Consider the following 23731-nt stretch of genomic DNA (forward strand, 5'->3'; position numbering starts at 1 on the left):
CCCAACCCCCTCCGAAGGAGGGGGAGACCGAGCTTGCGGGCAATGATAGATAATGTCATTATGAATTGAATAGACCTTGTGAACTAAAATGTTCGCAAGGTCTATTTGCATATTTTCCCCTCCCTCGGGAGGGGTTAGGGGTGGGCTTCTCCCCTCTCCTTGGGAGAGGGGCTGGGGGAGAGGCTTCTACTCCCCTCCCTTCGGAGGGGGCGGGGGAGGTCTCTGAGGTGAGTGTTAGGGAGGCTTTTTGGTGGGCTCTTTTTTACCAAAGCTGCAGACGTACTGACTCCGGCAAATAAAGCTTGTCGCCCGGCTTCACGTTCCACACTTTGTAGAAGGCATCAATGTGGGGCAGTGCACCATTCACGCGCCATTCGCCCAATGAATGCGGGTCGCGCTTCACGCGGTTGCGTATCTCTTTCTCGGTGATGTTCTGTCCCCAGACGCCGGCATAGGCCAGGAAGAAGCGTTGCAAGGGTGTAAATCCGTCTTTGTCTTTCAAATGCTTCTTCGCCATGACATTCATCAACGCATGGTAGGCAACCTGCAGACCGCCGTGGTCGGCAAGGTTCTCGCCCAACGTGAATTTTCCGTTGGCGTGGAGGCCGGGCAGCACTTCTATGCCGTCGAAGAAATCGGAATATAGCTTTGCCCGTTTCTCGAAGCCCTTGGCATCGTCGGCCGTCCACCAGTCTTTCATGTTTCCGTCTGCATCATATTGCCGACCTTGATCATCAAATCCGTGGGTCATTTCATGTCCGATGACCACGCCGATGGCACCGTAGTTGAAGGCTTCGTCGGCCTTGGGGTCGAAGAACGGATACTGCAGAATGCCGGCGGGGAAGCAAATCTCGTTTGTCGTCGGGTTGTAGTAGGCATTCACCGTCTGGGGCGTCATTCCCCACTCTTCGCGGTCGACGGGCTTTCCGGCCTTGTCTGCGATTTCTTTGTCGTGGGCAAACTGGCGGCAGGCCATCACGTTCTCATAATAGCTCTTCGCCGAGTCGATTGTGAGTCGGCTGTAGTCGGTCCATTTATCGGGATAGCCTATTTTCACGTAGAATTTATCCAACTTGGCATGCGCATTGCGCTTCGTTGCGTCGCTCATCCATGTCTGTGCATCGATACGTTCGCCGAGGCTCACTTTGAGATTGTTCACGAGTTCGAGCATCATCTTTTTAGACGATTCGGGGAAGTAACGCTTGACATACATTCTGCCTAAGGCTTCGCCCATCTGTGCTTCCACCTGATTGGTGGCGCGCTTCCAAAGCGGATAATCCTCCTTGCGTCCGCTCATGGTCTTGCCAAAGAAGTCGAAGCTGGCCTCGCGTATCTCGTCGGTGAGATAATTCGCACTCCTGCTGATGACGTCCCACTCCATGAGTGCCTTGACATCATTGACCGATTGAAGCGAAACGAGTTTGTCGAGTCCGGTCATAAACGCAGGCTGACCGACGATGACATGCTGGATATATTCAGACTTGATGCCCTCGGCATTGGCAAGCTGCTCGATGGGAATATTTGGGTAATCGGCTTTGAGCTCCGCCAACGACATCTTGTTGTAGTTTGCCTGCGGGTCGCGCAGTTCGGTCATGCTCTTGGAAATCAAAGCTACGAGCGTTTCCTGGCGGAACAGGTCGTTGCTGCGCTGCTCGGCTTCGGCCTCACTGAAACCGTAAAGACGGAACATGCGGTCGATATATTTCTTATACGCCTCACGGATAGCTACGGTCGCAGAGTCGTTATTGAGATAATAATCTTTCTGGCCGAGCGTCAGTCCACTCTGATAGATATTCAGAATATTGTTCCTCACGTCTTTCTCATCGGCTCCAAAGCCTGCAGCATACTGCACGCCATAGCCTTGGGCGGCATATTTCAACTGCAGCGCACGGAGTTCTTTAATGGTTTTGGCGCCTTCGATTTCCTCCAACAATCCCTTGACGGGTGCGATGCCGGATTTATTTCGACGCTCGACGTCAAGAGCCAGCTTGTAGAAATCAGAAAGTTTCTGCTCAATGGTTCCCTGCTTGTACTTCTTTTTCTGCAGTTCCCCAAGAATGGTGTTGATACGTTTGTTGTTATCCTCTTGTAATTGGTCAAAGCTGCCGAAACGACTATATGCCGCAGGGAGCGGGTTGTTCTTTTGCCAACCACCGGTGGCAAATCGATAAAAATCGTCTTGCGGGCGCACCGACCTGTCGAAGTTCTTTTCGTAGAGCCCCGATTGGTCTTGTGCCGTTCCCATAATAGGAGCAATTGCCATCATCATCGGAATAATTTTCTTTATTTTCATGCTTATAACTTAATATGTTAGACATTATTTTTCAATTCACTTAGCGATTCGGAGAACATGAACCATCGTTCGTTCTCTTCGTCGATTTTCTGTTTGACGGAAGTGTATTCCGTGACCAGTTCCATGTTAGAGGCGTTCTTTGCGTCCATCAGCAAGCTATCAAGTTCTTTGATTCGCTTTTCCATGGCTGTGATCCGCTTCTCGCTTTCCTTCACAGAACGTTCCATCTTATTGATTTTCTTTTGCAGTTCTTTGAGCTCCAAGTAACTCGGTTTACCAACCTTTTCTGCCGTCACTTTGTTTTCAGGCACCTTTTCCTCGATCTGCCCGTCCACGGCTTGCTGAATAGTATCTGCATGATGCACGCGCAGGTAATCATAAATTCCGCCCAAATGTTCAATGACCTTGCCGTCGGCGAATTCAAACACCTTGTCAACAAGGCCATCCAAGAACTCACGGTCATGGCTGACAATAATCGCCGTTCCGTCAAAAGCCTTGATGGCTTCTTTTAATACGTCTTTGGAAGGAAGGTCCAAATGGTTGGTAGGCTCATCGAGTATCAGCAGGTTCACAGGCGCAAGCAACAGCTTTATCATTGCCAAACGACTACGTTCTCCACCGCTCAAGACCTTTACTTTCTTATCGGAGACCTCACCGCCAAACATAAAGGCACCAAGCAGGTTGTTAATCTTCAGCCGCATGTCGCCCGTTGCCACTTGGTCTATTGTGTCATAAACGCTAAGGGTGTCGTCAAGGAGCTGTGCTTGGTTCTGGGCAAAATAGCCGATTTGCACGTTATGCCCTATCTTCAGTTTCCCCGTGAAAGGGATTTCGCCCATGATACATTTCACAAGCGTAGACTTTCCAGCACCGTTCTTCCCGACAAAAGCCACTTTCTCGCCTCGCTTGATGGTAAGCGTCACATGTTCAAAGACAAGGTGGTCGCCATAGCTCTTCCCGACCTCGTCGCAGATGACAGGGTAATCTCCGCTGCGCAGACAAGGGGGGAATTTCAAGTGCATCACCTTGTTGTCGACCTCGTCTACCTCTATCGGGACAATTTTTTCCAACTGCCTGATGCGTTGCTGCACTTGCACGGCTTTCGTGGCCTGATATCTGAACCTTTCTATAAAAGCCTTCGTGTCCGCAATTTCCTTTTGCTGATTCTCATAGGCGCGCAGCTGCTGTTCGCGACGCTCCTTGCGCAGTACGAGGTATTCGTCATACTTCACCTTATAATCTTCCACATGTCCGCAGGTGATTTCCAATGTTCTGTTGGTCACGTTGTTGATGAAGGCACGGTCGTGGCTCACCAGCACCACAGCACTTGCACTCTGCGCCAGAAACTGTTCCAGCCATTGAATGCTCTCAATGTCGAGATGGTTGGTCGGCTCGTCGAGCAGCAGCACATCCGGTTTGCGGAGCAGTATCTTGGCCAGTTCGATTCTCATGCGCCACCCGCCCGAAAACTCTTTCGTGGGACGCTCAAAGTCATCGCGTGTAAAGCCGAGCCCCGTCAGCGTACGTTCGATTTCCGCCTCATAGTTCTCGCCGCCCAGCATCATATAGCGTTCATGCTCCTGCGTGAACCTTTCTACCAACGCAATATATTCGTCGCTGTCATAATCCGTGCGGTCGGCCATCTCCTGTTGCATCTTTTCCAGTCGGGCCTTCATTCTCATATTATCAGAAAAGGCCTTGCGCGTTTCTTCCCTTACAGTAGTGTCGTCCTGAAGTTTCATCACCTGCGGAAGATACCCGATTGTGGTGTCGTTGGGAATGGAAACGATGCCGTCCGTCGGCTGTTGAAGGCCGCTGAGGATTTTCAGCATGGTGGATTTCCCGGCACCATTCTTCCCGACGAGTGCTATTCGGTCGCGGTCGTTCACGACAAAGCTGACATCGACAAACAATGGTTTTACACCAAATTCAACCTTTAAACCTTCTACGGAAATCATTTCAATCTCATTTGTTATGCGCATGCAAAGGTATGCATTATCAATAATATGGCAAAGAAATCGTCTTGTTTTTATTTTTCGTTCGTCATCCATGGAGGAAGATAGTTCCTTTTCACATTTTTTTATCATCGCCCACGGGTGACGAACGTTTCTTTTACTTTTTTTATCTTCGCCCGCGGTCGACGAGCGTTCTTTTTGCATTTTTTAGCTTCGCCCGCGGGCGAAGAGCATTCTTTTTCTATTTTACTATCATCTGCCGTGTTGGACGATCGTAGTTTTAAAAGTGACGAATGAATGTTAGGGATATCAGAAGAATTTTATTACTTTTGCGTGACAAACGACGAATGGAATGGAAAAAGAAGAATTGAGATTAGTCTTTATGGGCACACCTGAATTTGCCGTGGCAACGCTTCGACGACTTGTAGAAGGCGGATATAACGTGGTGGCCGTAGTTACACAACCCGACAAACCGGTAGGTCGCCATCAAGAACAGCTACAGCCTTCGGCGGTGAAGCAGTTTGCCTTGGCACATGGGTTGCCGGTGTTGCAGCCCGTGAAAATGAAAGACCCTGCTTTTGTCGAAGAACTGCGAGGCTATAAAGCCGACTTACAAGTGGTGGTTGCATATCGCATGCTGCCCGAAGTGGTATGGAATATGCCCCGTTTCGGCACATTCAATGTGCATGCAGCACTGTTGCCGCAATACAGAGGGGCTGCGCCGATCAATTGGGCTGTCATCAACGGGGAGACCGAAACGGGCGTCACAACCTTCTTCCTTGACAAGGATATTGACACGGGACGCGTCATCATGCAAAGGCGTTTCCCGATTCCTGACGAAGCAGATGTGGCGTATGTGTATGACGGATTGATGACTTTAGGAGCCGATGTTGCAATTGAAACCATTGATGAAATACTTGAATGTGGTGGCAAAATAGACGGTATCGAGCAGGCAGATTTGGCATTGTCTGCCGCGAATGAATTGAAACCGGCACCAAAAATATTCAAGGAAACCTGTTTGATTGACTGGAATCTGCCGGCAAAGAGAGTTTATGATTTCATTCGGGGACTGAGTCCTTATCCCGGAAGTTGGACGAATATGGAAGAGAATGGGAAACAATCCGTGCTCAAGATATTCAAGACCGCGAAAACAAGCGAGGACATGCAAGCCGAAGTCGGCACGGTGAGGAGCGAGAAGAATCGTCTTTACGTGAGATGTGGAGATGCGTGGTTGGAGATTTTAGAACTGCAGATGGCCGGAAAGAAGCGTATGTGTGCACGTGATTTCCTGAATGGAATGCGCGATAAATCTTTTCGGATACTTACAAAGTAGGACGTGGAATTTGGAAAACCGGAAAATAAACGTTACTTTTGCGAATTGAAGAACAAAACCCGAATAATGACAAGAGAAGAAGATATCAAGAAGGCCATTCAGTGTATGCGAAAAGGCGGCGTGATTCTTTATCCGACAGATACGGTATGGGGAATTGGCTGTGATGCAACTAATAAGGAAGCGGTGGCCAAGGTTTATTCCATTAAGCAGCGCGATGATTCAAAGGCACTGATCTGCTTGGTTGACTCGGAAGCACGCCTACAACGTTATTTCAGAAACGTGCCTAATGTGGCTTGGGATTTATTGGAAGCTGCCATGAAACCTACGACTGTGATTTTGGATGATGCGGTGAACGTGGCTGAAAACTTAGTGGCTGAAGATGGAAGTTTAGCAATGCGCATCACGTCGGAGCCTTTCAGTAAAGAACTTTGTTATAGATTCCAAAAGCCGATTGTCAGTACTAGTGCTAACGTGAGCGGCGAACCTGCTGCCTCTAATTATGAAGATATCAGCGATGTTATACTCAATGCTGTCGATTATGTGTGTTGGAGTCGCCGGCAGGAGCATAAGCCTCATACGCCGAGCTCGATTGTCAAACTGGGGAGAAACGGAGAGGTTGTTGTAATCCGAAAATAGTTTTGTAAACAAACAGGTTTTAGAATTGAAGATTTCTGATTTGAGAAAATGGAGCAAGGAGCATCTGTCAGACAGACAGCTGACGCTCATCTTGTCCTTCGTCATAGGTCTTTTTGCTTCAGTGGCAGGTTTTGTGCTGCATAGTATCATCAAGGAAATTCAGCAGTTGCTTACAGCTGGTTTCGATACTACGACCTTTAACTGGCTTTATTTGATTTTCCCTATTGTGGGTATCTATTTGACATCACTGTTTATCAAGTATGTTGTCAAGGATAATATCTCGCATGGTATCACACGAGTGCTTTATGCCATTGCCACCAAGCGGTCTCAATTGAAAGCGCATAACTGTTGGACATCGGTCATTGCTTCCAGTATAACCATTGGATTTGGTGGTTCGGTGGGAGCTGAGGCTCCTATTGTGCTCACTGGGTCGGCCATAGGTAGCAGTTTGGGAAGGCTCTTCAAGATGGAACCTCGTACGGTGATGTTGTTGGTGGGTTGTGGTGCTTCAGCTGCAATAGCGGGTATTTTCAAGGCACCGATAGCAGGTTTGGTGTTCACGCTTGAAGTGTTGATGCTCGATTTGACAATGGCGTCATTGCTTCCGATATTGATAGCGAGCGTCACTGCCACATGTTTTAGTTATATTTTCGTAGGTAGTGATTCGCTGTTCACTTATCATATGGATACGGCATGGGATATCCAACGCGTCCCACCATATATTATATTAGGCGTTTTTTGTGGGCTTGTCGGTCTTTATTTCATGCGTACAATGACGGTGTGTGAAAACATGTTTGCGGGCATGAAGCGTTTTCCTTATCTGCGGCTTATCATTGGTGGGGTAATGTTGAGCGTACTGATATTCATGTTTCCGTCGCTCTATGGCGAGGGATATAGTGCTATCAATATTTTTTTGGACGGGAAGACCATAGACGATTGGGGACAAGTGATGAACGGATCAATGTTTTATGGGCATGGCAATCTGTTGGTAGTGTATGTAGGACTAGTTGTCCTCACTAAAGTATTTGCAACGTCGGCAACCAATGGAGCCGGAGGTTGTGGAGGAACTTTTGCTCCTTCATTGTTTATTGGGGGCTTTGCTGGTTTCTTCTTTGCCCGTATTTGGAATATATATCAAGTGGGAGTTTATGTTCCTGAGAAGAATTTCGCACTCATGGGTATGGCCGGGGTAATGGCCGGAGTAATGCAGGCTCCTCTCACTGGTATATTCCTGATTGCAGAACTAACGGGAGGTTATCAACTCTTCATACCATTGATGATAGTTTGTATCTGTGCTTATTTAACGATTAATGTTTTTGAGCAGCATAGTATTTATGGAATGCGTTTGGCCCGCGAAGGTAAATTGCTGACACATCATACGGATCAGGCTATTCTGACATTGATGAGTTTAGATAGTATCATCGATCGGCAATTTACATCGGTTACTCCTGATATGCCACTTGGCAAGTTGATCAATGCCATCAGTAAAAGTCATACCAGTTTTCTGCCTGTCTTGGATAATGCAGGGACTTTGCTTGGAGAAGTGGATATTACCAAGATACGTCATATTATGTTTCGGTCGGAATTGTATAATCGTTTCACGGTCAAAGATATTATGACTCCGGTGCCAACAACGCTGGTCAAGGAGGATAAAATGATAGATGTGATGCATAAATTCGAGGCTGCCAATTGTAATTATCTGCCCGTAGTCGACTTAAATAATCGTCTGAAAGGCTATGTATCAAGAACACGTATGTATAGCATGTATAGACATCTAGTGGCAGACTTTAGTTCCGAGTGATAAATTTGTCAAGGAAAAATTTGCAAAAATCATGGAAATATGATATCTTTGTCTGTAGTTTATCACTATCAATTTTGAAAAATACTATTTAATGTAAGAATATGGCTACGAATGAAATTATTAAACCGTATGTAATCGGGCTTGATTTAGGCGGTACGAACTCTGTATTTGGTATTGTGGATTCCCGTGGAGAGATTAAGGCAACCACTGCAATAAAGACACAGGGCTATGAAAAAGTAGAAGATTATGTTAATGCTGCTGTTGAAGCACTGAACATCATTATAGATCAGGTTGGCGGAATTGATACAATCAAGGCGATGGGCATTGGTGCACCAAATGGCAATTATTATACGGGCACAATAGAATTTGCTCCAAATCTTTCTTGGGGGCATAGTGGTATTGTTCCTTTGGCTGAGATGTTCAGTAAACGGTTGGGTGGTATTCCTGTGGGACTTACCAATGATGCGAATGCAGCGGCTATCGGAGAGATGACTTACGGTGTAGCACGTGGTATGAAGAACTTCATCGTTATAACTTTGGGAACAGGTGTTGGCTCGGGTATTGTTATCAATGGTCAGATGGTTTATGGCAGCGATGGTTTTGCTGGTGAGTTGGGGCATACGACAATGCGACCTAATGATGGCCGACTTTGTGGTTGTGGGCGTAAGGGTTGCTTGGAGGCTTACTGTTCAGCAACGGGCGTTGCTCGTACGGCACGTGAATTCCTCAGCACCAGTGATGAACCATCTCTGCTTCGTGATATGAATGCAGATGACATTACATCCTTGGATGTCAGTATAGCTGCGGGTAAAGGTGATGCTTTGGCAAATCGTGTCTATGAATTTACAGGAGAAATGCTTGGAGAGTCTTGCGCGAATTTTGCAGTGTTCTCAAGTCCGGAGGCATTCATTTTCTTTGGAGGTTTGACCAAAGCAGGTGATTTGCTGATGAAACCGCTTGTTGAAAGTTATAACAGACATATACTTCCAGTGTTTAAGAATAAAGCTAAGTTTTTGATCAGTGGCTTAGAAGGTTCAAGTGCGGCAGTTCTTGGTGCCAGTGCAATTGGTTGGGAATTATAATTTTTTCATATTTAGGCAGATGACTTTTGTAATCTGCCCTTTTTTGTTTAACTTTGTACCCTGTTATGGATATGTCATTTCCTTTTCAGATAAATATTTTGGAATTCATATTCAAGGGTATCTTGATCGGAATTCTTACATCTGCACCAATGGGACCAGTAGGTATACTTTGTATCAATCGTACCCTTAAGAAAGGTCGTTGGTTTGGTTTTGTCACAGGGGTTGGTGCAGCTATGAGTGATTTAATCTACGCGGTATTAACGGGGGTGGGAATGAGTTTTGTTATTGATTTTGTTAATAATCCTAACACAAAATTCTATCTTCAGATTTTTGGTGGAGTGCTAATATTGCTATTTGGGATTTATAGTTATCGCAGCAATCCTATGCAAAACGCTCATCCAAGTAATGGGAACGGACGAGGTACGTTGTGGCATAATGCTTTGACAGCTTTTGCAGTTACATTTAGTAATTTATTAATTGTTCCATACTTCATGATGCTCTTTGCTCTCTTTGCTTTTGTAATACCTGATCATAAGATAGAAATGTGTATAGGGTATGCAAGTGTGTTATTTGGTGCATTGTTGTGGTGGTATGGGTTAACATGGCTTGTCGATAAAATTAGAACGAAATTTGATGATAATGGAATCGTCATTATAAACAAGGTAATTGGTAGTGTAGTCATCATCTTTTCACTGATAGCTCTTATCGGTACAATCTTTAATTTATATCATCTTCCGGAGCTTGCATCTTTAAGATAAGCTTATTAAACAACAAAAAGTAAAGAAATGTTTATAGCAAAAGAATTAAGAAAGAAGTCTATTGCTGAATATCTATTATATATGTGGCAGATGGAAGATATAATTCGTGCAATGGGTTGTTCCCTTCCATTGATCCGAAAAGCATATATCAGTAAGTTTTCCGGTTATACAAATGAGCAGAAAGAGGCTGAATTAGATTGGTTTGGTAATCTTATTCGCATGATGAATGAAGAAGGAAAGCGTGAGCAAGGTCATTTAAATGTCAATACAATCATAATCAAAGATTTGCTCGACCTTCACAATCGACTATTGCAGAGTAATAAGTTTCCTATCTATAATGCTGAATATTACAAGGTCCTTCCTTTTATTGTTGAGTTACGTAATAAGGGAAATAAGGAAGTGAGTGAGATAGAAATTTGTTTGGATGCACTTTATGGAATAATGGTGTTGCGAATGCAGCAGAAGGATGTGTCACCGGATACCGAACATGCTATCAAGGAAATCTCTACCTTTATTGGTCTTTTGAGTGATTATTATATAGAAGATGAGACAGAAGGTCTGAACTTTGGTGATGAATAATTTTGTATCATAACGTAAAATGGCTGATATATGAATATTTTAGTTACGGGTGCAAATGGACAGTTGGGCCATAAGATGCAGCAGGTCTCTAAGAATGGGCACGACAATTATATCTTCACAGATATTTGTGAGGGCTATCAGAATTTAGATATAACTAATCTTGGTGATATTCGTGAAACTGTGAGGCTGTATGATGTGAAATGTATCATTAATTGTGCAGCATGGACGAATGTTGATGCAGCGGAAACAGCTGGTGACATAGTTGAAATATTGAATGCAACGGCACCTGAGAATCTGGCAAAAGTAATGAAAGATGTTGGTGGATCTTTAATTCATATCAGTTCTGACTATGTTTTTGGAGATAATCCCTATAATACACCCTGCAGGGAAGAACAAAAAGGGACTCCTACGGGTATTTATGGTTTGACCAAATTGCATGGAGAGCAAAGAATTCAAGCTACTGGTGTAAAACATCTTATTGTCAGGACAGCCTGGCTTTACTCTGAATTTGGAAATAACTTTGTCAAGACAATGCTGAACTTGACTGCGACAAAACCTCAGTTAAAAGTAGTTTTCGACCAATGTGGGACACCGACTTATGCCGGTGATTTGGCAGATGTAATTTTCTATATCATTGAGAATCGTAAACTTGATGGCAATGAAGGAATATATCATTTCAGCAATGAAGGTGTTTGCTCATGGTTTGATTTTGCAAAGAAAATTGCAGAAATTGCAGGCCATATAGATTGTGATATACAGCCATGTCATAGTAATGAATTTCCGAGTCAGGTTATTAGACCTGCCTATTCAGTGCTTGACAAGACTAAAATCAAAGAGACCTTTGGCATTAAAATCCCATATTGGACAGATAGTCTGAAGAAATGTATGGCTGAGCTGGTCTGAAATGTCAATGTAAAAAGTTAAGCAGATTATCAGGATTATAGCTATGAACGAAATACAAAGAAGGCGAACTTTTGCTATTATTTCTCATCCGGATGCCGGTAAAACGACATTGACAGAGAAGTTTTTGCTTTTCGGTGGGCAGATACAGGTTGCCGGTGCTGTAAAAAGTAATAAGATTCGTAAGACAGCCACCTCAGATTGGATGGATATTGAGAAGCAACGTGGCATCTCAGTGTCTACATCTGTAATGGAATTTGACTATCTTCCTGATGACGAAATCGGAGATACCTATAAGGTCAACATCCTTGATACACCTGGACACCAAGATTTTGCCGAGGATACTTATCGAACATTGACGGCTGTTGACTCAGCCATCATTGTAGTTGATAGTGCAAAGGGAGTAGAGGCACAAACCCGGAAGCTGATGGAGGTGTGTCGTATGCGTAATACTCCGGTAATTATCTTTATCAATAAGATGGACCGTGAAGGTCGTAATCCGTTTGATTTGCTTGATGAGCTCGAAGAAGAATTACAAATCAAGGTACGCCCGTTGTCATGGCCCATCGGTCAAGGTCAACGTTTCAAGGGTGTATATAATATTTATGAACAGCAGCTTAATCTCTTCACGCCAAACAAGCAGCGTGTAACAGAGAAAGCAACAGTTGATATTGCATCGGGTGAACTTGAAGAGAAGGTAGGCGGACGTGAAGCACAACAACTGCGCGACGACCTTGAATTGGTCAATGGCGTATATCCGGCTTTTGACAAAGAGACCTACCGTGATGCCGAGGTAGCACCGGTTTTCTTTGGCTCTGCTTTGAATAACTTTGGTGTCCAAGAACTATTGAACTGTTTTGTTGATATAGCTCCGAGTCCAAAGCCAACCAAGGCCGAAGAGCGTATGGTTGAGCCGACAGAATCGAAATTCACGGGATTTATCTTCAAGATAACAGCTAATATCGATCCCAATCATCGCAGTTGCATCGCCTTTTGTAAAGTATGTTCAGGCAAGTTTGTCCGTAATCAACCTTATCTGCATGTACGTCAGGGTAAGACGGTTCGGTTCTCTTCGCCTACTCAGTTTATGGCACAACGTAAGAGCACTGTCGAAGAAGCCTATCCCGGTGATATCGTTGGTCTTCCGGATAACGGTATCTTCAAGATTGGTGATACGTTGACAGAAGGCGAACTGCTTCATTTCCGTGGCTTACCCAGTTTCTCTCCATTGCTGTTCAAGTATATAGAAAATGATGATCCCATGAAGAGCAAACAATTCCAGAAAGGACTTGAGCAGTTGATGGACGAGGGTGTCGCTCAGTTGTTCGTCAATCAATTCAATGGTCGCAGGATTGTCGGGACGGTAGGTCAGTTACAGTTCGAAGTTATTCAGTATCGTTTAGAACATGAATACAATGCCAAATGCCGTTGGGAGCCCGTTCACTTGCATAAGGCTTGTTGGGTTGAAGCGAGTGACGCAGAGGACTTGGATAATTTCAAGAAGCGGAAATATCAGTATATGGCCAAAGATACGGAAGGACGTGATGTGTTCCTTGCCGATAGTGGCTATGTCTTGTCAATGGCACAGCAAGATTTCAAAAACATCAGGTTCCACTTTACGAGTGAATTCTGATTTATTTCACGTGGATTACATATGATGGAAGAAAAGAAGCTGACTACTGAATGCTTAGATGATGCTGCGCAATCTGTATCAGAGTTACGCGATTATTCGCCATGGTATGCAATCAAACTCTATACCACACGTCAGAAGGAGGCGGCTGATTACTTCCAGAATAAGGGACTTGAAACGTTCATTCCCGAAGAATACATGGATGTAGAAGATAAAAACCATGGTGTCAAGCACGTCTTGCGGCCCGTTGTACGCAATCTCATTTTCCTTAAAAAGGAAGGAACTGAAGTAGAGATGCGTAATCTTGTAACAGCGTCGACACTCAAGATGAGTGTTGTTACAAAAAGCAAAGAAGACAAAAGCTATTATGAAATTCCTGCAACGCAGATGTATGAATTCAGGGCGATGTGTAACCCTCAACTCACCATGCGAAAGTATCTGAGCGAAGAACAGGCTCATCTGAAAAAAGGAGATAAAGTTCTTGTGAAACATGGCCCATTGAAAGGACTCACGGGAAGACTCGTACGTTCAAACAAGATGTATTATCTGTTGAAGGAAGTTCCCGGCATGGCCATTATGATCAAGGTGACGCGATGGTGTTGTGAAAAGATATAGTTAATTTCTAAAAAATACCATATATGAAAAACAAACAGTTTATTCTTTTAGTGTTTTCCCTCGTGTTTTCCCTCTGCTCATGGGGACAGTCATCTGCAGAAGTAACTGCTGTGGAAGTGGAGAATGAGAGCCAACTGGTAGATGGCGGTCTGTATATCATGACAGGATTTGCTGATAACAGTTACCATGCCATGGGGTATCAAGGTATAAAAGGCGCCTTCTATTTCTCTTCCTTGCAAGATGGTTCTGTTTCTGCTCATACTTTGGTTGCCGACGTCCAGCCTCATTGTGACATATTGCAATTTCAGAAAAAAGAAGATGGCTGGTATATCAAAGACTTGACGGCGGAGCAGAATGACGATTCGCATTGTTATTTATGTTATGACAAGGCAGAAGTCGGGTATCTGAGAACAACCTACTTGACATCAGAGAAGTGTTTGGCCACTTTCGAAAAAGAAAGTGGCGGTTTCCATCTTCTCATCGATGGGTATGCAGTGCGATATGATGATGTGAAGGGCAGGTATCGCTTATGTGATGATGCGAAGAAATTCAACCCCGTCCGTCTGTATCATGTCCAGAACACTAAAATCTCGTTGTCCGAGCAGATTGGTTTGGACTGTATTGATGCCGATATTGATGTCAGTTTGCACAGAGTCTTCAAACCCGAATGCTATAACACCTTTATTGTTCCGTTTGATATCCCGAACTATAAACAGCTGTTTGGGCAAGAGGCCGCGGCTTATATTCCTACGGCTTGCAAGGAAGGCTTGATTTATTTCACCGAGGTAAAGTCTGACCTCAAAGCAAACACGCCCTATCTGATTTTCGGTAAGATAAACATTCCTGCAAATCATGTTTATGAAATAGGTCTTGTCAAAGCCTCTCATAAAAGCAATGAAACCTTAACGTATCATATTCCCGGCCTGACTTGCTATGGAACATACAAAGTGGACAAGTTTGCTTCGAAGCGCAACATGTATATCTTCGGGGATAACAATATTGTCAAAGTGAAGGATAAGAGCAAAGTAAAAGCTTCTTTGAATGCTTTCAGATGGTTGCTTGTCTGTGATAAGACACCGAAAGCCGACGCTTTGCGCTTTGAAAAAGTGGCAACCGAGATCAAATCTTTACGAATATCGAGAAAGAATGATGACAGGATTTATACCTTGGGCGGTCTTTACATGGGTTCTTCCATTCAATATTTACCAAAAGGAATATATATCCGGAACGGTAAGAAGATCGTTGTCCGATAGAAAGAGCCTCACGCTCACGATGTCAATGCGGTTCGAGGTAAGAATATTTAGGGCGTGATTCTCAAATAAGCGGCAGAACACAGGCGGGGGGCGAGCGATGAGCGTAGCCCCCGCCTGTCGTAATGGGAGCGATGGGAACCTTGAAGAGGTGACGGAATGATGCAAAAGTTGTTTCCGTTGGTTCGTTGCTCCTTCGGAATTCCCATCGACATATTTCTTAACGTTTGACTGCCAGAGTACGGTATTCTTATACTTTTCTTAACTTTTGACTGTTAGAATACGGTACTCCTATACTTTTCTTAACTTTTGACTGTTAGAGTACGGTACTCCTATGCTTTTCTTAACGTTTAGCTGTTAGAGTACGGTACTCCTATACTTTTCTTAACGTTTGACTGTTAGAGTACGGTACTCCTATACTTTTCTTAACGTTTAACTGTCAGAGTGTGGCACTCTTATGCATCTTTTACCTTTTTAACTCCTGTCGGGGCTCCCGCTGATATGTATTTTACCTCTTGGCTTCCAGCGGAGGTTCCGCCGACATGTTTTTTTTATTTTGACTCTCGGCGGAATTCTCGCCGGCGGACATTCTCTCGTTTATCTCTAAGTTTTATAATGCCCTTAACTTTTTTCATGCAACCGGCGTGGAATTCGAGAAAATTATGTAAGTTTGCACCATACAAACCCTGATATAACATAGGATTATGGACAAGATAAAAAGATTATTCAATTGGTGCATAGGCTATCTGCGTAACTTTTGGCCATGGTACAAGTCATTATACCACGGGCGTGCGTGGTACACAAAGACCGCCATCGGACTCCTGTCATTCTTCATTACCTTGATTGTCTATCTGGGAATGGTTGACATGAACTTCCTTTGGCTCTTCGGAAAATCACCGGGCTATTTCTCGGGCATCATGGATCCGCAGACGAGTGAGGCCTCCGAGATATACAGCGCCGACGGCAAGTTGATTGGAAAGTATTTCAACGAGAACAGAACCCCCGTCAAGTATGAAGAAGTCAACCCTAAGTTCTTCCGTGCACTGGTGGATACCGAGGACGAACGGTTCTATAAGCATTTCGGCATCGACCCTATCGGATTGTTCGGTGCGATGAAAGATGCTGTGTTTCATCATGACGGCCGCGGTGCCTCGACGATTACCCAGCAGTTGGCCAAGAACATGTTTCGGGTCCGTTCGCAGTATTCCACGGGACTATTGGGCAAGATACCCGGATTGAAAATTCTGATTGTGAAGAGCAAGGAGTGGATTATTGCCACGAAACTCGAAACCGTGTATTCCAAGAAAGAAATCATCACGATGTATGCCAATACGGTGGACTTCGGCAACAACTCTTTCGGTATCAAGACGGCCGCAAAAACTTATTTCAACACGACTCCGCTTGACCTGACGACCGAACAGGCTGCCGTCTTAGTGGGCATGCTGAAAGCTACGTCTTATTACAATCCGAGGACCAATCCGCAAAACGCTTTGGCGCGCCGCAACACGGTGCTTGAGAATTTATATCATCACGGTGACTTAAAACGTGAGGAATGCGACTCACTGAAAAGCATTCCCATCAAGCTCGATTTCAAGGTCGAAGAGAACTACGACGGGCAGGCCAAATATTTCAGAGAGGCCATTGCGTCTTATCTGAAAGACTGGTGCAACGAAAACGGATATGATTTGTATTCCAGCGGTCTGAAGATATACACGACCATCGATACCCGAATGCAGAAGTATGCTGAGGAAGCGGCAAGAAAGCAGATGAAGCAGGTGCAGCAGAACTTCAATAATCATTGGGGTATCTACAGAAACCAATCCGGCAACTGGCTCCGTCAAGAGCCATGGCAGGACGAGAACCATCAGGTGATACCCAACTTCATTCAACAGATTGCAGAACGGCAACCTTTCTATAAGGCCTTGCTGGCCCGTTTTCCCAACAATCCCGACTCCGTCAGCTACTATTATAAAGTGTGGAAGCACCCCGTAAAGGTGTTCGACTATGCCAAAGGCTCCGTCGTCAAAGAAATGACCTCCGAGGATTCCATCAAATATATGACAACGTTCATGCATTGCGCCTTTGTTGCCATGGAACCGCAGACGGGAGCTGTGAAAGCATGGGTGGGCGACATCGACTTCAATTCGTGGAAGTATGACAAGGTGACGGCCATGCGCCAACCCGGCTCAACGTTCAAGCTGTTCGTCTATACGGAGGCCATGAACCAAGGACTCACCCCATGCGACAAGCGACGCGACGAATATATCTCGATGCAAGTCTATGACAAGAAGAAACAAAAGGAAGTTACATGGACGCCGGGCAATGCCAACGGCTCTTTCAGTGGCGACTCCATGCCTTTGAAGAGCGCCTTCGCCCGAAGCATCAACTCGGTTGCCGTCAGACTCGGTCAGGAGATGGGCATCAAGCGCATCATCGAGACGGCCAAGAAGATGGGCATCGTGAGTCCGTTGGACGATGCGCCTTCCTTGGCACTAGGTTCCAGCGATGTCACGCTGTTGGAGATGGTGAATGCCTACTGCGTTGTTGCGGATAACGGCAAGCACCACGACCCCGTGCTGGTCACCCGCGTCTTGGATAAAGACGGAAACGAAGTGTATGTAGGCCCAACCAAGTCCGAGCAGGTTATTCCTTATAAGAGTGCATTCCTCATGCAGCAGATGTTGCAAGGCGGCATGCGTGAACCCGGCGGAACGTCACAATCGCTTTGGGGATATGTGGGAGACTTCCGCGACACCGAGTTCGGCGGAAAGACCGGAACGAGCAACAACCACTCCGATGCGTGGTTCATGGGCGTCAGTCCCAAATTGGTGGTAGGAGCATGGGTCGGTGGCGAATACCGAAGCATCCATTTCCGAACCGGGGCCCTAGGACAAGGCTCGCGAACGGCACTACCCATTTGCGGCTACTTCCTGCAGGCGTTGTTCAGAGATCCGGCCTTCAAGCAGTATCACGCCAAGTTCGACAAACCGCACGACGATGACATCACGAGCGACATGTATCTCTGCCCCAGCTATAGTCCGCAAGCCAAGCGTGACACGACGGCCAACGACAGTATCATCGGTGAAGAGGAAGTCATACTCGACGAAGAAGGCAATCCGGTCACCCGTCCGATAGAAGAATCCGAAGGAAGCAACAATAAAACTCCGGACAATTCGAAGACCGCAAAGCCTGCCAATGAGCCTAAAAAAGAGAAGGACAAGAAACGGAAGCCGGCTGAACAGCAAGTCAACTTAGATGACCTCTGACAATAATCATTTAATCCGTACAACGCATGAATACAATCGAACAAACCATACAACAAATTGAACGCTTTATCCATAAAATCGGGCAAAAGTTTCCGGCGTGCGACGAATGCGACATCGTGACCGACATACACGTATGCGCAAACCAAGACACCGGGGAGCTGTTGGCCTACGACGACAATGAGAACGAGATTACACGGTGCGTGATTGAACAGTGGATCGGCAACACCGACGATAACTTCTACGACCGGATTACGCTGCAACTGAGAAAGATTTTCAAACGCGAGGCCGAAATCGTCGACCATCTGGGCATTCTGAAGCCCTACAGCTTCGTGTTGGAGAGCGACGAACGCATGCCCATCGCCGAGCTCTATCTTGCCGACGACGACACGGTCATCATCGACGGCGACCTGATGCCCGGATTGGACAAAGACTTTGACGACTTCCTTTCAAAGCTCATGCAGGAATAACGCTCCCGCCGACAATTCATTTTCATCCCAAATCGTTATAAGCCCCGGGGCGCAAACGCCAAACCGAAAGAAATATTAGTTGCGCCCCGGGGCGAAAGCACCAAACGTAAACGTATATTAACGTCGCCCTAGGGCGAAAGCTCCAAACGTAAACATGTGTTAACGTCGCCCTAGGGCGAAAGTCCCGATGTAAACATATATTAACATCGCCCTAGGGCGAAAGTCTCAAACGTAAATGTGTGTCAACGTCGCCCTAGGGCGCAAGTTCCAAACGTAAACGTGTGTTAACGTCGCCCCGGGGCGCAAGCATCAAACAGAAGTGGATGGTGACAGTGCTCCAAGGCGCAAGCATCAAACCGAAAGAAAAAAGGTTGGTCCAATTGGGGGCAGGCCTCCCACGGATCGGTGTGGGTTTATTGTTGTCTATAAACGTTAATGTGTCTAAAAGTAGGGTGGGACGGAAGACGGTGTCCGCCCTTTTTGCGTACTTTTGCATCGTTTACAAACGGGATGGGCATTCCAATCAACTGATGAAAACCAATACACTGAAGTTTCTCGCGGTCTATGCGGCATGGGTGATGCTCTTTGCCTTGCAAAAACCTTGTTTCATGCTTTGGCATCATGCGTTGATGCCGACGGCAGGGGTGGGCGACGTGTGGCAGGTGATGCTTCACGGACTGTCGCTCGACCTTTCTGTGGCAGGCTATTTCAGCGTGGTGCCGGGGCTGCTGATACTGACTGAGACGTGGTGTCGGGGGCGTGTCACGAGGTGGATTGGCCGTGGCTACGACGCGTTGGCCGCGCTGTTGTTTGCCGTGACGTTCTGTCTCAACCTTGTGCTTTATGGCTATTGGGGCTTTCCGCTTGATGTTACGCCGCTGTTCTACTTTTTCTCTTCTCCGGCCGATGCCGTGGCGAGCGTGAGCGTGTGGACGGTGATAGTGGGCTGCGCAATAGCATTGCTCTTGGCGACGGGCGTTTTCCTGTTGATGCAAAAGGTGGAACACGGGTTTGACGGTCTTTCCCCAAACGGTGGTAGAAGGATAGGACGGTCGGTGTTGCAGCTTGTGCTGACGGGGGCGTTGCTCCTGCCCATCAGAGGTGGCGTGGGCGTGTCGGTGATGAATGTGGGCGAGGCCTATTTTAGTAAGGACATGCGGCTGAACCATGCGGCTGTGAACCCGGTGTTCAGCTTGATGGAGAGCCTGTCGAAGCAGGAGGACTTCGCTTCGCAATATAGGTTTATGGACGAGGGTGAGGCGGAGCGCGTCTGCCGGCCTTTGCTCTACACGCGGAGCGACAGCACGGAAAGGTTGCTCACCGTGCAACGGCCCGATATTTATATCGTGATATTGGAGAGTTTCTCGCGTGAGCTGATGAAGACCCGTGCTGTGCCTAACATGAACCGATGGGACAAAGAAGGCGTTTTCTTTGAGCATTTCTATGCCAACAGCTTCCGTACCGACCGTGGCATTGTGTCTATCCTGAGTGGCTATCCGGCTCAGCCGACAACCAGTCTGATGAAATATACGCGGAAGGTCAATCATCTTCCTTCTATTGCAGGCACGTTGAATCGGCAGGGGTATGGATTGAAATATTATTACGGGGGCGACGCGGACTTCACGAATATGCGTGCTTATCTGACAGGAATGGGTTTCACGGACATTGTGTCGGACAAAGACTTCCCGTTGAAGAGTAGGTTGAGCAAGTGGGGCGTTCCTGACCATTTGGTGTTTGAGCGATTGCAGAACGATTTGAAGGGTGAGACAGGCGGTCCGCTGTTGCGTGTTATCCAGACAAGTAGCTCGCATGAACCTTTCGATGTTCCTTTCCGGCGGCTGGGCAACAAGGTGTTGAATGCCTTTGCCTATACTGACGACTGCGTGGGACGCTTCGTTGCCTTTCTGAAACGTACGGGACGTTGGAAGCGTTCGCTCGTTGTCTTGGTGCCCGACCATCAAGGTTGCTATCCCGAACACTTGAGCGAGTTCAGCCTTGCACATTATCAGATACCGATGATATGGTTGGGCGGTGCCGTTAAGTCGCCTTTTACGGTGGAGAACTACGGCTCGCAGCATGATTTAGCAGCTACATTGCTGGGACAGATGGGCATCGGACATGAGAATTTCCGCTTCAGTAAAGACATGCTTGACCGCAAGGCTCCACACTTTGCATTCTTCACGTTCCCCGACCTTTGGGGCTTGGCAACGCAAGAACAGCGAATGATTTATGACAATGTCTCGAAGAAGGTGATGCTCGATGAGGGCAATGGCCGGCACGATTTAGAAAGGCAGGGAAAGGCCTACCTGCAAGAACTCTATAATGACATAGCGCAACGATGATGACAGAACTATCGGAACTCTTTCAGACGCTTAAAACTGTCGATACAACAGTCTTCCTCGCGGTGAACGGTTGCCACAACGACTATTTCGATAGTGTGATGTGGTTGGTGAGCGACAGGTTCGTGTGGCTCCCGATGTATGCTGCGTTGCTCTATGTGTTGCTGAAGAACTATTCTTATAAGGTAGTGCTGTCTGTTCTTTTGGCTATCGGTGTTGTCATTCTGTTCACCGACAGCTTTACTTCGCAGGTTGTCCGACCATGGATAGCGCGGCTTCGTCCCGGTAATCTCGATAATCCCCTAAGTGCTTGCGTGCATGTTGTGGACGGTTATCGTGGCGGAGCCTATGGTTGTCCGTCCAATCATGCAAGCAATACGTGGGGCTTGGCTTTCTTCTTTACCTATCTATTCAGACGCTATTGGCTTTCGGTCTTTCTCTTTTCGTGGGCGCTTTTGCAATGCTATAGTCGCATGTACTTGGGCGTTCACTATTTCGGCGATCTGTTGATAGGCGTGCTGTTTGCCTTGTGTGGTTCTTCAGTTGTTTATTATATGTTTAGTCGGATAAGTGGTCCGCAGTATGCACAAGACTTGAAACACCTTTATATGCCGGTGTGGGTGGGATTGTTCATCTTGGCAGTGATTATGGTTTCCTCTATATTCTATCGCGTATGACCATAGCGCCCGTTGCCGTTTTCCATTCTCCTTTCAGTTCAAAGTTCGGTATCCCAAAGCAGAGTGGTGTTGTGGAGACGTTGAAAGGAGAGATTGTCTTCCTTCCAGCCTATCGTAATCCTGATGCGTTGCGTGGATTGGAGGCCTTTGATTATTTGTGGCTCATTTGGGATTTCAATGCCAACAGGCATCATGCGGGTAGTTTGATGGTACGTCCTCCACGTCTCGGAGGGAATAAGAAGGTTGGAGTGTTTGCCAGTCGCAGTCCTTTTCGTCCTAATGGTTTAGGTCTTTCTTCAGTGAAGATTGAAATGATAGAGTGGGCGAGCAATCGTGGTCCGGTCATTCATGTATTGGGTGCGGATTTGATGAATGGAACGCCGATTTACGACATCAAACCTTATGTAACCTATACCGATGCACATGTCAATGCGCGCAGTGGATTTGTAGACACTAACCAATGGCAACGCTTGCAGGTAGTCATGTCCGATGAAGTGCATGCCTTTTTGTTGTCTCGTGGCTTTGATGAGGAACGGATAGCTGCGTTGAAGCAAGTGTTGGAGCAAGACCCTCGTCCCCCGTATCAAGACAATCCCGATAAGATTTACGGCATGCCTTTCATGGGAGCCGATATTCATTTCCGCGTGAAAGGCGATGTGCTGACGGTCTTAGCTTTGTAAATCTATCCGTTTTGACGTTCGGTTGCTTTTACGATGAGAATACTGAGTTCGTAAAGCAGCCAGATGGGGAGGGAAACAATGAACAAGGTGAAGATGTCGGAGGTTGGCGTAATGACGGCTGCAAGGATAACAATGCCCACGATGGCATGCTTGCGGTATCGTGTCATCCATGAATGCTTGAGCAATCCCGCGAGTGCGAGTAACCAGCTGATGACCGGAATCTCAAAGACAAGGCCGAAGAGGAGTGCCATCATGAGCAGCGTGTCCATATATGACTGTATGGTCAGCATGTTTTGAACTTCGGGGCTCACGGAATAAGTGCCGAGAAAACGCAGCGTCAAAGGGAAGATAAGAAAGTAATTGACGAGATTGCCCATGAAGAACATGGCGTAGGCACTGCCGACGATGCGCCCCGAATACTTGCGTTCTCTGGCATACAGCGCCGGGCTAATGAACTTGTATAGCTGATAGATGATGTAAGGCGAAGCACAAAGAATACCGACAAACACGGCGACTTTTACGTGGACAAGAAATTGCTCGGTGAGTCCGGTGTTGATGAGGCTGATGCCGAAAGACTCGGTCCGCAGCATCTTGTAGGTGATGAAACCGTGGTCTTTCGGTGCCAAAATAATCTTGAATATCGGGTCTTTGAAGTAAAAGGCCAGCAGTGTGCACGCTCCGCACACAATGATGACCTTGAGAATGATGCTCCGCAGAATGTCCAAATGCTCCCAAAAGGAGAGTTCTTCGTTCTCAGCCATCACTTGTCATTGGCGTTTGTCGTGTCTTTTTCCGTATCTTTTGTGTTTGGATTCGCTTCATTCTCGATGCCGTTGACTCCGTCCTTGAAACTCTTGACTCCTTTGCCAAGGCCTTTCATCAGTTCAGGAATCTTCTTGCCGCCAAACAAAAGCAGGATAATAAGTGCAATGATAAAAATTTCTTGTGTTCCTAACATGTTCTTTGGGTTAATGGGTTTATTGCATGCAAATATAATGGAATTGGCCGGAATATCAAAGAGAATATGTAAATATTACATGGGTTCACTGTTAAGAAGATGGGCAGAGCCGTAGGAGTAAACAGCCTTCCGTTGGCCCCTTCGGTGCTTTCTGCCAAGAATGCGCGACGCTCTGAGGCCCGCCCTTGCCCTTTCTTTATGAGGAGGAGCCCGAACAGCTTGTCCCAAGGGTATACCGTACCCACGACCATAGGTATACCGTATCCACGACCATAGGTATACCGTACCCATGACCATAGGTATACCGTACCCATGACCATGGGTGTACCGTACCCACGACTGTAGGTATACCGTACCTATGACTATAGGTATACCGTACCCATGACCGTAGGTATACCGTACCCATGACCGTAGGTATACCGTACCTACGACCATAGGTGTACCGTACCCATGTTCAAGGGTGTTTAACACCTGTCCCTGTAAGTGTTTAACACCTGTCCTTGTAAGTGTTT

Annotated in this window: 19 protein-coding genes; 15 read left to right on the top strand and 4 right to left on the bottom strand. The window is 46.4% G+C overall.

Annotated elements, in window-relative coordinates; genetic code table 11:
* Window positions 1–262 precede the first annotated feature (262 nt).
* A complete protein-coding gene (locus tag HMPREF9944_RS11600) occupies window positions 263–2293 on the bottom strand; it encodes a M13 family metallopeptidase (protein ID WP_044113713.1) in 2031 nt (676 codons plus the stop codon).
* A gap of 17 nt (window positions 2294–2310) precedes the next feature.
* A complete protein-coding gene (locus HMPREF9944_RS11605; RefSeq protein ID WP_008566525.1) occupies window positions 2311–4251 on the bottom strand; it encodes an ABC-F family ATP-binding cassette domain-containing protein in 1941 nt (646 codons plus the stop codon).
* Between the two features lie 349 nt (window positions 4252–4600).
* Between HMPREF9944_RS11605 and fmt the strand changes: the two genes are divergently transcribed.
* From fmt to tsaA, 15 genes are all read left to right on the top strand, one after another.
* Complete coding sequence (gene fmt, locus HMPREF9944_RS11610) at window positions 4601–5581, top strand: methionyl-tRNA formyltransferase (protein WP_008566526.1); 981 nt, start codon at window positions 4601–4603, stop codon at window positions 5579–5581.
* A 66-nt stretch (window positions 5582–5647) separates the two neighbouring features.
* The gene (locus tag HMPREF9944_RS11615) at window positions 5648–6217 is read left to right on the top strand and encodes an L-threonylcarbamoyladenylate synthase (protein WP_008566527.1); all 570 of its coding nucleotides are present in this window, start codon (window positions 5648–5650) and stop codon (window positions 6215–6217) included.
* Between the two features lie 25 nt (window positions 6218–6242).
* Window positions 6243–8018 carry a chloride channel protein gene (locus HMPREF9944_RS11620; RefSeq protein ID WP_008566528.1) on the top strand — a complete coding sequence of 592 codons (1776 nt, stop codon included), beginning with the start codon at window positions 6243–6245 and terminating at the stop codon, window positions 8016–8018.
* A 101-nt stretch (window positions 8019–8119) separates the two neighbouring features.
* Window positions 8120–9100 (top strand): ROK family protein, encoded by a 981-nt coding sequence (locus tag HMPREF9944_RS11625; protein ID WP_008566530.1) that lies wholly within the window; start codon window positions 8120–8122, stop codon window positions 9098–9100.
* Window positions 9101–9165: 65 nt separating this feature from the next.
* Window positions 9166–9858 (top strand): LysE family translocator, encoded by a 693-nt coding sequence (locus HMPREF9944_RS11630; RefSeq protein ID WP_008566531.1) that lies wholly within the window; start codon window positions 9166–9168, stop codon window positions 9856–9858.
* Window positions 9859–9885: 27 nt separating this feature from the next.
* A complete protein-coding gene (locus HMPREF9944_RS11635) occupies window positions 9886–10437 on the top strand; it encodes a DUF4924 family protein (RefSeq protein WP_008566532.1) in 552 nt (183 codons plus the stop codon).
* A gap of 30 nt (window positions 10438–10467) precedes the next feature.
* The gene (rfbD, locus tag HMPREF9944_RS11640) at window positions 10468–11340 is read left to right on the top strand and encodes a dTDP-4-dehydrorhamnose reductase (protein ID WP_008566533.1); all 873 of its coding nucleotides are present in this window, start codon (window positions 10468–10470) and stop codon (window positions 11338–11340) included.
* Between the two features lie 43 nt (window positions 11341–11383).
* The gene (locus HMPREF9944_RS11645; protein WP_008566534.1) at window positions 11384–12970 is read left to right on the top strand and encodes a peptide chain release factor 3; all 1587 of its coding nucleotides are present in this window, start codon (window positions 11384–11386) and stop codon (window positions 12968–12970) included.
* A 21-nt stretch (window positions 12971–12991) separates the two neighbouring features.
* Complete coding sequence (locus tag HMPREF9944_RS11650) at window positions 12992–13582, top strand: UpxY family transcription antiterminator (protein WP_008566535.1); 591 nt, start codon at window positions 12992–12994, stop codon at window positions 13580–13582.
* Window positions 13583–13605: 23 nt separating this feature from the next.
* On the top strand, window positions 13606–14835 hold the full coding sequence (locus HMPREF9944_RS11655) for a hypothetical protein (protein WP_008566536.1): 1230 nt from the start codon (window positions 13606–13608) through the stop codon (window positions 14833–14835).
* A gap of 701 nt (window positions 14836–15536) precedes the next feature.
* On the top strand, window positions 15537–18098 hold the full coding sequence (locus HMPREF9944_RS11660) for a transglycosylase domain-containing protein (RefSeq protein WP_008566537.1): 2562 nt from the start codon (window positions 15537–15539) through the stop codon (window positions 18096–18098).
* Window positions 18099–18124: 26 nt separating this feature from the next.
* A complete protein-coding gene (locus HMPREF9944_RS11665; protein ID WP_008566538.1) occupies window positions 18125–18565 on the top strand; it encodes a hypothetical protein in 441 nt (146 codons plus the stop codon).
* 530 nt (window positions 18566–19095) lie between these two features.
* Window positions 19096–20907, top strand: coding sequence for an LTA synthase family protein (locus tag HMPREF9944_RS11675; RefSeq protein ID WP_081475837.1), 1812 nt, complete (start codon window positions 19096–19098; stop codon window positions 20905–20907).
* A complete protein-coding gene (locus HMPREF9944_RS11680) occupies window positions 20904–21581 on the top strand; it encodes a phosphatase PAP2 family protein (protein WP_008566540.1) in 678 nt (225 codons plus the stop codon). Before HMPREF9944_RS11675 ends, HMPREF9944_RS11680 begins: the two co-directional genes overlap by 4 nt.
* Window positions 21578–22261: a tRNA (N6-threonylcarbamoyladenosine(37)-N6)-methyltransferase TrmO gene (tsaA, locus tag HMPREF9944_RS11685; protein WP_008566541.1), complete on the top strand. Its 684-nt coding sequence runs from the start codon at window positions 21578–21580 to the stop codon at window positions 22259–22261. Before HMPREF9944_RS11680 ends, tsaA begins: the two co-directional genes overlap by 4 nt.
* 2 nt (window positions 22262–22263) lie before the next feature.
* On the opposite strand, the gene tatC is transcribed toward tsaA, so the two are convergent.
* Window positions 22264–23022 carry a twin-arginine translocase subunit TatC gene (gene tatC, locus HMPREF9944_RS11690; RefSeq protein ID WP_008566542.1) on the bottom strand — a complete coding sequence of 253 codons (759 nt, stop codon included), beginning with the start codon at window positions 23020–23022 and terminating at the stop codon, window positions 22264–22266.
* Window positions 23022–23219 (bottom strand): Sec-independent protein translocase subunit TatA/TatB, encoded by a 198-nt coding sequence (locus HMPREF9944_RS11695; protein ID WP_008566543.1) that lies wholly within the window; start codon window positions 23217–23219, stop codon window positions 23022–23024. Before HMPREF9944_RS11695 ends, tatC begins: the two co-directional genes overlap by 1 nt.
* Window positions 23220–23731: the final 512 nt, after the last annotated feature.

This window comes from Segatella maculosa OT 289 (assembly GCF_000243015.1).
GTDB classification, from domain to species: domain Bacteria; phylum Bacteroidota; class Bacteroidia; order Bacteroidales; family Bacteroidaceae; genus Prevotella; species Prevotella maculosa.

Bases quoted from the DNA above. Each gene is read 5' to 3' on its own strand.
- HMPREF9944_RS11600 (WP_044113713.1), bottom strand. From the start codon at position 2,293: ATGAAAATAAAGAAAATTATTCCGATGATGATGGCAATTGCTCCTATT.
- HMPREF9944_RS11605 (WP_008566525.1), bottom strand. From the start codon at position 4,251: ATGATTTCCGTAGAAGGTTTAAAGGTTGAATTTGGTGTAAAACCATTG.
- fmt (WP_008566526.1), top strand. From the start codon at position 4,601: ATGGAAAAAGAAGAATTGAGATTAGTCTTTATGGGCACACCTGAATTT.
- HMPREF9944_RS11615 (WP_008566527.1), top strand. From the start codon at position 5,648: ATGACAAGAGAAGAAGATATCAAGAAGGCCATTCAGTGTATGCGAAAA.
- HMPREF9944_RS11625 (WP_008566530.1), top strand. From the start codon at position 8,120: ATGGCTACGAATGAAATTATTAAACCGTATGTAATCGGGCTTGATTTA.
- HMPREF9944_RS11630 (WP_008566531.1), top strand. From the start codon at position 9,166: ATGGATATGTCATTTCCTTTTCAGATAAATATTTTGGAATTCATATTC.
- HMPREF9944_RS11635 (WP_008566532.1), top strand. From the start codon at position 9,886: ATGTTTATAGCAAAAGAATTAAGAAAGAAGTCTATTGCTGAATATCTA.
- rfbD (WP_008566533.1), top strand. From the start codon at position 10,468: ATGAATATTTTAGTTACGGGTGCAAATGGACAGTTGGGCCATAAGATG.
- HMPREF9944_RS11645 (WP_008566534.1), top strand. From the start codon at position 11,384: ATGAACGAAATACAAAGAAGGCGAACTTTTGCTATTATTTCTCATCCG.
- HMPREF9944_RS11650 (WP_008566535.1), top strand. From the start codon at position 12,992: ATGATGGAAGAAAAGAAGCTGACTACTGAATGCTTAGATGATGCTGCG.
- HMPREF9944_RS11655 (WP_008566536.1), top strand. From the start codon at position 13,606: ATGAAAAACAAACAGTTTATTCTTTTAGTGTTTTCCCTCGTGTTTTCC.
- HMPREF9944_RS11660 (WP_008566537.1), top strand. From the start codon at position 15,537: ATGGACAAGATAAAAAGATTATTCAATTGGTGCATAGGCTATCTGCGT.
- HMPREF9944_RS11665 (WP_008566538.1), top strand. From the start codon at position 18,125: ATGAATACAATCGAACAAACCATACAACAAATTGAACGCTTTATCCAT.
- HMPREF9944_RS11675 (WP_081475837.1), top strand. From the start codon at position 19,096: ATGAAAACCAATACACTGAAGTTTCTCGCGGTCTATGCGGCATGGGTG.
- HMPREF9944_RS11680 (WP_008566540.1), top strand. From the start codon at position 20,904: ATGATGACAGAACTATCGGAACTCTTTCAGACGCTTAAAACTGTCGAT.
- tsaA (WP_008566541.1), top strand. From the start codon at position 21,578: ATGACCATAGCGCCCGTTGCCGTTTTCCATTCTCCTTTCAGTTCAAAG.
- tatC (WP_008566542.1), bottom strand. From the start codon at position 23,022: ATGGCTGAGAACGAAGAACTCTCCTTTTGGGAGCATTTGGACATTCTG.
- HMPREF9944_RS11695 (WP_008566543.1), bottom strand. From the start codon at position 23,219: ATGTTAGGAACACAAGAAATTTTTATCATTGCACTTATTATCCTGCTT.